The sequence below is a fragment of the Meiothermus sp. genome (genome assembly GCF_025056915.1).
Classification (GTDB): domain Bacteria; phylum Deinococcota; class Deinococci; order Deinococcales; family Thermaceae; genus Meiothermus.
In genome coordinates this window covers 1-8,891 of the sequence record NZ_JANWVH010000102.1, presented here as the reverse complement: position 1 = coordinate 8,891, position 8,891 = coordinate 1, and the positions used below count along the sequence as shown (strand labels likewise).

The following is an 8,891-nucleotide window of genomic DNA, read 5'->3' as shown; positions in this document are numbered from 1 at the left end:
TTGCCACCGCTTTGCCCTGGTGCAAGGCCTCGATCTGATCCACCACGTACTCGGCGAAGGGCATGGAGGCAGTCCAGGCCGGGGAGATGGCATTGAGCACGTGCATACCCTCGGGGTTGCCTTCGAGCAGGAAGTCCATCACCAGCTTTTTGTCCTGGTGGTCGTAGAGCTGGGCGCGGATGCCGGGGCGGCCCCAGGTGCGGTAGTTTTCCAGCCTGACCCCTTCCAGCAGGGCCGAGGCCTGTTGGACCAGGTAGGCCTGGGAGTATTTCTTGATTTCCTCGAGGGCAATCCCCCGGAAGTTGAAGTCGTTGCGGAAGAACAGGATGGCCTCGTCGCGCAGGATGGAGAGGGCTTCGGCGGCGTTGAAACCCTTGAGCCCCTCGTAGTTCTCGCGCCAGAAGGCCGGGATGGCGGTGGGCCCGATTTTGGCCTTGCCGTCCACTGTCACCGTGAAGTGAACGCCTAAGAAGGTGTTGCGCAGGTCGGGCACCGGGTAGATGTTGGTCTTGAGCGCCCCCACCGGCTCTGAGCCGTACACGTAGAGGCCCTTGAAGGGCAGAATGCGGTAGCGCAGTCCGACGCCGAAGTCGTGGGCCACCTTGTCGGCGTGCAGCCCCGCCGCATTGACCACGAAGCCCGCGCTGTAGACCTCCTGGGGCGTGATGATGTCTTGGCCCCGCCGCCCCTGGTAAGGGCTATCCAGGCGAATTTCGATGCCCTTGGCCCGGCACTCCGCCGCCACCGCGGCCATGCACTCCTTGGGGTCTACGGTGGCGGTGTTGGGCGACCACAGGGCCAGCTCGGTGGTTTTGACCCTGGGCTCGATTTTTTTGGCCTCCTCGAGGCCAATCAGGTAGGTCTCGACCCCGTTCAAATCGCCTCGGCGTTTGAGTTCGCGCAGCCCCTCGACTTCCTGTTCGTTTTTGGCCACCACCAGTTTGCCACAGCGGTTGATTTTCAGGCCGCGTTCCTCCACAAACTGCTTCCAGCGGGCGTTGCCATCGCGGGTAAAGCGAGCCTTGAGCGAGTCGGCGGTGTAGTAAAAGCCCGCATGGAGCACCCCGGAGTTCCGCCCCGAGCCGTGCGCGGCCAGCTCTTTTTCCTTTTCCAGCACCACAATGCTCGCGCTCGGGTCGCGCTTTTTGAGCTCGAGGGCAATCGTCAGGCCCACAATGCCCCCACCAATCATCAGGTAATCGCAGGTTTTCATCCCCCCATTCTATGCTGGGGTTGAAGCCGAGCCCGTTCAGTTGTTGACGATGCGGCGGGTGGGGTAGGGAATCGCAATCCCTTCGGCGTCCAGGCGCAGCTTAATCCGGCGGCGGAACTCGCGGCCCACCGCCCACTGCTCTTTGGGCTTGGTGTTGAACAGCACCCGGATGAGAATGCCGGAGTCGGCCAGTTGCTGGATGCCCAGGGTCTCGGGCGGCTGGTCGGTAAACCTCTCGCGCCACTCGGGGTCGTGGTAGAAGGCCTCGGCCTCCGAGCGCACCACCTCCAGGGCTTTATCTACCGGCGTTTCGTAGGCCACCGCCACATCCACCACGGCCCGGGCCCAGTCCCGGCTCATCACCGTGACCTGCTGGATGGTGGAGTTGGGGATGAAGTGCACCCGGCCCTCGAGGTCGCGCAGCACGGTAATCCGCAGGTTGAAGCGCTCCACCCCGCCGGAGAGCTGGCCTACCGTGATTACGTCCCCCACCCCGTACTGGTCTTCCAGCAGGATGAAGAACCCGTTGAGTACATCGCGGATCAGGTTTTGCGCGGCCAGCGAGATACCGAGCCCCACCACCCCGGCTCCGGCCAGCAGGGCGGTCACGTTCAGGCCCAGGTTGGACAGGGCAAAGAGCACCCCCAGCACCACAATCAAGACCTGCAAGACCGACTCCAGCACGCTCTTGAGGGTCTGGGCCCGCACCTGTTCCCGGGTGAACTCGCCGCTGCCCACCGGCACCCGTTGCAGCAGGCGCGGCACCAGGCGCAGCGCCAGCGAGGTCGCCCCCGCAATCAGGAGCACCGACAGACCGCGCTCGCCCAGCCACACATACAGCGTTCGCCCCCAGCCGTGGAGGGGCTCAAGCACCACGGCCCAAACGTGCAGTATCAGCGAGGCAATCATCAGCCCCGTAATCCCCCACCAGAGCCAGCCCAGAAACCGCCAGTAGCGGTCGTCGCGCTCATCCGGGGTCAGGCGGGCCAGCCAGAGCCAGAAACCCATCCCGCCCCGCCCCACCCAGAAGCCCAGAATCAAAAGGCCGAGGCTAATCAGGATGCGAAGCCAGAGGCTCGAGGTCTCCATTGCGTTCGACTCCCCCTTTTTTTGCTACCCTGCCAGTTGTGCAATACCGGCCCGCACCCGCTCCACCAGGCCCGCCTCCACGGCAGCCTGGGCCTTGCGAAGGGCGCTCTGCACGGCCCGGCCATCGGCTGAACCGTGCCCGATGAAGACCGCACCCTCCACCCCCAGCAGGGGCATCGCCCCATACTCTGCCGGGTCCATCCGGGCCCGCAACCCTTGCAGGGCCGGACGCACCAGCAAGGCCCCCAGCCGGGTGAGCCAGGAGCCCCCGCTCAGGGCCTCCCGCACCCATTTGAAGAGGGTTCGGGCCTCGCCCTCGGCCAGCTTGAGCACCACATTGCCGGTGTAGCCATCGGTCACCACGATGTCGGTGGTGCCTTTGAAGATGTCACGCCCCTCCACGTTGCCGTAAAAGCGCGGGCCCAGGGTGGCTTTGAGGCGGGGAAAGGTTTGCAGGGTGAGTTCGTTGCCCTTTTCCTCCTCCTCGCCAATCGAGAGCAGCCCCACGCTGGGGTGTTCCAGCCCCTGGGCCTGGGCGTAGGCGGTGGCCATCACCGCAAACTGCACCAGCCACTCAGGTTTGCAGTCCACGTTGGCGCCGCCATCGGCCAGGTAGGTGCGCCCTTTCTCGCTGGGGAACTCAATGAGCAAGGTGGGCCGATCCACCCCCCGGATGCGCCCCAGGTTGAACAGGGCCGAGGCCAGCGTGGCCCCGGTATGCCCCATGGCCACCACCGCCGAGGCCTCCCCCTGCTTGACCAGCTCCATGCAGACGTTGATGGAAGCTCGGCGCTTCTTGCGCACGTCGGTGGCGTGATCCTGCATGGTGATGTACTCGGGGGCTTCCACCACGGGCAGGTCGCCCCCCTGCGCTTGCAGTTCTTGCTTCACCACATCGGTGGGGCCGACCAAAAGCACCGGAATCCCCTGGCTTTTCGCCAGCAGCGCACCTTCTACCGTAACCTTGGGGGCGTGGTCGCCCCCCATGGCATCCAGGGCAATGGGTTTCATGGGATATAGCCTAAGGCCAAAAGCCGACAGCAGCGCGAATCACCATGCAACCGGCATGGCCTTGTGGCCCCGAATCACAAAGCCGCCGGTGTACTCGATCCGGTCGGTTGCCAGATGTATCTTGGGAAGGCGTTTGAGCAGGGTCTGGAAGGAGGTTTGCAGCTCGAGGCGGGCCAGCGGCGCCCCGATGCAGTAGTGGATGCCCAGCCCGAAAGTCAGGTGCTGGTTTTCAGAGCGGGTCAGGTCGAGTCGGTCGGGGTGGGGGAACTTGCGTGGGTCGCGGTTTCCGGAGGCGTACATCAAGGCCACCTCCTGGCCGCGGCGCAGCGGAATGCCTCGGTAGTCAAAGTCTTCCAGCACCCAGCGCTCGAACATGGGCAGGGGCGTGTCGTAGCGCAGAAGCTCCTCCACCGCCAGCTTGAAGAAGTCGGGCTGGTTTCGGGCTGCGGCTTCCTTGGCTCGCTCCATCTGCTCGGGGTGGCGGGCCAAGGCCAGAAAACCCGCCGTGGTGCCGTTCACGGTGGCCTCGTGGCCTGCGTTCAGGAGCAGAATGCAGTTGGCAACCAGCTCGTCGAGGGTGAGCTTTTGGCCCTGTTCTTCGACCTGCACCAGCGCCGAGATGAGGTCGTCGCCGGGCTTCTGGCGGCGCTCATCGGCCAGCTTTCGGATGTAGTCGGAAAACTCCACCACCGCCTGGTTGGCCTCCCGGGCCTGCTCGTCGGTGTAGCCCAGCTCATAAAGCTTCACTATTTTGGCCGACCAGGGGCGCAGGAGGGGTCGGTCTTCTTCAGGCACCCCCAGAAGCTCGGCAATCACCGTGACCGGCAGGGGCTCGGCGTAATCGCGCAGCAAGTCCATCTGGCCCCGATCTTCAGCCCGATCCAGCAGACCATGGACGATCCCCTGGATTTTGCCCCGCAACCCCTCCACCCGGGCCGGGGTGAAGGCTTTTAGCATCAGGCCCTTGAGCCGGGTGTGCTTGGGGGGCTCGTTGTCGAGCATATGGTTTTCTTGAAAGTGGTCGAAGTCGCGGGTCAGCGGGTTGGGCGGGGGCCAGCCCAGCTCGTCGCGGGAAAGGAGGTGGGTGATCGAGCGCCCCAGCCGCTTCTCGCGCAGCAGGTTGGCAATGTCTTCGTAGCGCAGGAAGAAAATTTTTTTCCAAACCTCGTCGTAAAAAACCGGTAGGTGCTCGCGCAGGTGGGCCAGGGTGGGGTATGGGTCGTACACAAAAGCCGGGTCGTTGATGTTGAGGTGGTGGGTTTGCATCGCCCCTAGCTTAAGTCTTCCGGCGTAAAACGAAAAACCCTCCTGGCGTGCTTCTTAACGGTCTGGCATCGTTTGGCTCCCCATCGCCCGAAGTGCTCTACAGGTAGTATGAGCCACTCGAAAAAAGCATTGCCCCAGAAGGAACAATGGCCGCCTGGAGGGGCAGCCATGTGGGTGAGGAGCGCGACTATGCGACACCCGCGCTTTGTTAGGCCCAGAAAGCCCCCCCTCGAGCTCAAAGGGTGGTCGCACCCCGCCAGGGGGAGTCTCAAAAAAATTTTTACGCACTGACCGGCAGGTGCTTGTTCAGCACAGCTACAAACCTATTTTTGGGGGCTGCGCCCACCATAACCTCCACCGGCTGGCCGTTTTTGAACAGGATGATGGTCGGAATGCTCATGACCCGGAACTTCATGGCGGTTTGGGGGTTGGCATCTACGTCTAGCTTGGCCACCTTTACTTTGCCCTCGTAGTCCTTGGCCAGTTCCTCCATCACCGGGGCCACCATCCGGCATGGGCCGCACCACTCGGCCCAGAAATCCACCAGCACAAACTGATTTTCTTTGAGGGTAGAGTCAAAGTTTGCATCGTTCACTTCGATGGGTTTTGCCATAACGGGTTACCTTTCGCGCTGGGCAAGGCCCAGGCCCTTTTACCGCTACACTTTAGCACGCTTGGCAGGCCGCAGCGAAAGCCGATACACTTTTTATAGTGCAGAAGGTTCCCTTACTGGCCACGCCAGAGTATTTAGAAGCCCTGAACCTATGGAACCGGGGGCAGTTCTGGGAGGTTCACGAAGCTCTGGAGCCTCTCTGGCTGCGACTTTCCGGGCCTGACCGCGAGCTCACGCAGGGCATCATTCTGCTGGCTGCCGCCCTGCACAAGGCTCAGTCCAGCCCGACCGGCGGCTGGCGCAACTTTGACAAGGCCTTGAAGCGTCTGGAAGGCCTGCCCGAAACCTATCAGGGCATCCAAGTTCGGGCGCTGGTGGAAGAGGTGCGCCGGGCCTTGCAAAATAGTCTGCAATGCCGGCCCGATTTTCCCTTGCTATGAGACCGTCTGATCCTCGAGGGTGGCTTCGGGGGCGTTTCGCTTGACCGAGGCGATGCCGTTTTCCAGGGCCGCTTCGGAGCTGTACGTCTCGCTCTTTCCAATTTCCTGGTGGTTGGCCGCCTTGAGGACAAAGTAAGGGGCACCGTTGCTGGCCGTGCGGCGCTCATAGCGCTCATCCAGGGGGGCATTCTTTCGCACCGATTCAATGCCGTTCAGGGCTCCGTCTTTGCTCTTGTAGCGTTCGCTGGTAAGAATGGTTTCGCCATTGCCAGCCTTGAGGTTGAAAATATACTGCCCGTCTGCGGTGGTGGAGAGCACAAACTTGCCTGCCATGCATACCTCCTGGAATGGGTTTTCTGGCTTATCTTACCCGATTCATGTCCAGGAGGTATGCAAATGCTGGCGTTGCCTTCAGTTGTCCAGCCAACCTACCGCCCAGACCGCTCCTTCGCGCAGTTCCAACCGAATCGCACGGAGCGGCCTGTCTGCCGGGCCTTTCTCCAGGGAACCATCGGCCCGGAACCGGCTGCCGTGGCAGCCACACTCGATGTTTTGTTCTCGGTCGGGCAGGGGCACCGTGCAGCCCAGATAGGTGCAGACGCGCGAGTAGGCGGTGAAGTACATCTGCTGGGCGAGCATAAACACCCTGGGGTTGGGTTGGGACGGGGGTGGAACCCGAACCAGCAGGGCGGGCTGGCCCGCAAACTGGAACCCCACATCGGCCCAGACTTCCGATAAGCGGGATGGGGCCGCGATGCGCACCGCCGGTGGTACTGGCTGGCTCAGCCCCTGGCCCCCCGCCAGGGCCAGGGCACTGCCCAGGATGGCCTTGCTGGCCTCACGCCGGTTCATCGGGTCGGCTCCTTTGGACACAGGCAGGAGGCGTACACCTCCTGCCTGTTCGTGAGTTTTGTTCAGGCCAGGGCCAGGGCGTCGTCAGGGTGGTTCCAGGGCAGCTCGGCCCGGCTTCTGAGCACCTCGAGGGCCTCCTGCTCGCTCATCACCGGGTTCTGGAAGCGGATGCCCAGCGCACGGGTCATTAGGGTGAAGTTGTAGGTGTTGTCCACCAGGCCAATACGGGCTGCCCCTACCCCCCGTCCGTACACCCCAAACAGGGTGGGGCCTGCGGTGTGCTGGCCCGAGTTCCAGCCGATGTTGGGCCGGTTGACCTGGGCGGCATCGGTCTGGCGCATCACCCAGGCCAGGGTGTTGGCGGGCTGGATGCCCCGAACCACCGCATCGGGCAGGTAAACCCGCTGGGTGATGGCCGCGACCACGGCCTGGGCTTGCTCGGGTGTGAGGGCAATGCCCTTCACCGTGCGGTACAGCTCGGTTACGCTCTCCACCGTGGGCTGGTTGCCCAGCCGGGCCAGCATGAACTCAATCGAGCCTTTCTCGTTTCTGAGCAGGTCAATGCCCGCGCTGCCGGCCCGATAAACCGACCCGGCCCCGTACAGGGCCGGCGCCCCGCAAACGTGATCCGAACCGATGATCAGCAGGGTGTCGGGGTTCTGATCCACGAAGTTCATGGCCGCTTCCAGGGCCTCGTCGGCGGCCAGAATGTCCCACAGGGTCGCCGCTGCATCGTTGAGGTGGTTGGCGTGGTCAACGCGGGCCGCCTCGATCTGGAGCACGAAGCCCTCCCGTTTGCCGGCCAGAATGGGCAGGGCCTTGCGGGTCATGGCCGCCAGACTGGGCACATTCACGTTCTGGAAGCGGCGGTCTACCTCGTAGGGCACGTGGCTGCTGCTGAACACCCCCAACAGCTTGGAGGCATTGGCCGCTTCCAGCTCGGCGGGGGTCTTGGCCACCGCGTAGCCCCTGGCGGCGAACTCGGCGTACATGTCTTTCTTGTCGCGGCGCACCGCCGGGTCGAAGAAACGCTGGCCGCCGCCCAGATACACCTCGGCCCCAAAGTCCAGGTACTGCTGGGCGATCTCCTCTTCAGCGTTGCGGTCGGGGTTGGAGACCACAAAGCTGGCCGGGGTGGCATGGGTGATGGTGGCCGTGGAGACCAGGCCCACCGCCTTGCCCTGCTGCTTGGCCAGGGCGAAGATGGGGGTCAGTTTGCGCCCGTCAATGTGGATGGCCAGCCCGCCGTTGACGGTCTTGACCCCGGTGCTCCAGGCGTTGCCGGCGGCGCTCGACTCGGTGACGAAGCTGGTCAGGCTGTTGGTGTTTTGCAGGCCGCTCACACCGCTGGCGAGAAAGCGCTCGAGGGCCAGCGGCTTGCCCAGCACCCGCCTCGAGTAGTACTGAGCAATGGCATAGTCTTCCCAGCCCATCCCGTCGTAGGCAAAGAAGATCAGATTGCGGGCCCGGGTCAGGATGCCCGGCTGGTTGGCCTGGGCGCCCTGGGCCTGGGCGGAGAGGGCTCCCGCCACCCCTGCAACCACACCGGCTTTCAGAATGTCTCTGCGTTTCATGTGCTGCACCTCCAAGCGCACATTACTTTTGGGCCGTCATAAAGGTGTCAATCGCATTTCGTGGAATGTAGTCCAAAGCAGACTTCCTTCTGACAAACCCTTGACCTTGAGCCCCTAGTTTCTATTTGGGATTAGCAATCATTCCCAAAAACGCCACCGCTCAAACCTAGGTCCAAAGGAGTGCAGAGATGATCCAACTGGAGAAGGAGTTTCATCTGGATGCCCATGTCGGCGGGCGCTCGCCAGCCACCTGCCACTGGAAATGCGGCGACGCCTGCGCCCAGCCCATCTTGAACCAGAGCGAGAACCCGTATGTGCGGAGCGTGGTGGAAGAGGCCCTCACCCGTCGCAGCTTCATGGCGGCCAGCCTGGGCGGTCTGTTTTTGCTTTCGGGGCTCTCGAGCCCGGCCCATGCTCAGGCAGGCAGCCGCCTGGGGTTCAAGCCCATCGGCCTTTCCACCGAGGACAAGCTGATTGTCTCGGAGGGGTACACCACCAACGTCGTCATCCGCTGGGGCGACCCCATCGGGCGGGGGGCCCGGCGCTTCAACGTCAACGACTGGGACGCCCGCTCCCAGGAGCAGGCCTTCGGCTACAACGTGGACTACATCTCCTGGCTGCCCCTGCCGGCCTACGCCTCGGGCAACTCCCGCCGGGCCATCCTCTGGGCCAACCACGAGTACACCAACCCCGAGCTGATGTTCCCCGGCTACAAGCAAGGGAGCCCCAGCAAAGAGCAGGTGGACATCGAACTGGCCGCCCACGGAGGCACCCAGGTTGAGGCGCGCCGGGCCAGCGACGGGAGCATCTACTACGTGCCCATCTCGGTGTAC

10 protein-coding genes are annotated in these 8,891 nt (G+C 63.4%); 2 read left to right on the top strand and 8 right to left on the bottom strand.

The window, feature by feature from the left end:
* From lhgO to trxA, 5 genes are all read right to left on the bottom strand, one after another.
* A partial coding sequence (gene lhgO, locus NZN28_RS13050; RefSeq protein ID WP_295398825.1) for an L-2-hydroxyglutarate oxidase occupies positions 1-1,213 on the bottom strand: 1,213 nt, incomplete at its 3' end.
* A 36-nt stretch (positions 1,214-1,249) separates the two neighbouring features.
* Complete coding sequence (locus tag NZN28_RS13045) at positions 1,250-2,302, bottom strand: mechanosensitive ion channel family protein (protein WP_295398823.1); 1,053 nt, start codon at positions 2,300-2,302, stop codon at positions 1,250-1,252.
* Positions 2,303-2,326: 24 nt separating this feature from the next.
* On the bottom strand, positions 2,327-3,313 hold the full coding sequence (plsX, locus tag NZN28_RS13040; protein ID WP_295398821.1) for a phosphate acyltransferase PlsX: 987 nt from the start codon (positions 3,311-3,313) through the stop codon (positions 2,327-2,329).
* 39 nt (positions 3,314-3,352) lie between these two features.
* Positions 3,353-4,579, bottom strand: coding sequence for a cytochrome P450 (locus tag NZN28_RS13035; RefSeq protein ID WP_295398819.1), 1,227 nt, complete (start codon positions 4,577-4,579; stop codon positions 3,353-3,355).
* Between the two features lie 280 nt (positions 4,580-4,859).
* Positions 4,860-5,192, bottom strand: a complete 333-nt coding sequence (gene trxA / locus NZN28_RS13030) for a thioredoxin (protein WP_295398817.1) — start codon at positions 5,190-5,192, stop codon at positions 4,860-4,862.
* A gap of 98 nt (positions 5,193-5,290) precedes the next feature.
* On the opposite strand from trxA, the gene NZN28_RS13025 reads away from it, so the two are divergent.
* Positions 5,291-5,632, top strand: coding sequence for a DUF309 domain-containing protein (locus NZN28_RS13025; RefSeq protein WP_295398815.1), 342 nt, complete (start codon positions 5,291-5,293; stop codon positions 5,630-5,632).
* Here the strand turns inward: NZN28_RS13025 and NZN28_RS13020 are convergent.
* From NZN28_RS13020 to NZN28_RS13010, 3 genes are all read right to left on the bottom strand, one after another.
* On the bottom strand, positions 5,627-5,965 hold the full coding sequence (locus NZN28_RS13020; RefSeq protein WP_295398813.1) for a YegP family protein: 339 nt from the start codon (positions 5,963-5,965) through the stop codon (positions 5,627-5,629). The two genes, NZN28_RS13025 and NZN28_RS13020, sit on opposite strands and share 6 nt — an antisense overlap.
* A gap of 78 nt (positions 5,966-6,043) precedes the next feature.
* Positions 6,044-6,484 (bottom strand): ubiquinol-cytochrome c reductase iron-sulfur subunit, encoded by a 441-nt coding sequence (locus tag NZN28_RS13015; protein ID WP_295398811.1) that lies wholly within the window; start codon positions 6,482-6,484, stop codon positions 6,044-6,046.
* A 62-nt stretch (positions 6,485-6,546) separates the two neighbouring features.
* A complete protein-coding gene (locus NZN28_RS13010) occupies positions 6,547-8,058 on the bottom strand; it encodes an alkaline phosphatase (protein ID WP_295398809.1) in 1,512 nt (503 codons plus the stop codon).
* Positions 8,059-8,246: 188 nt separating this feature from the next.
* Here NZN28_RS13010 and NZN28_RS13005 point away from each other — a divergent pair.
* A partial coding sequence (locus tag NZN28_RS13005; protein ID WP_295398807.1) for an alkaline phosphatase PhoX occupies positions 8,247-8,891 on the top strand: 645 nt, incomplete at its 3' end.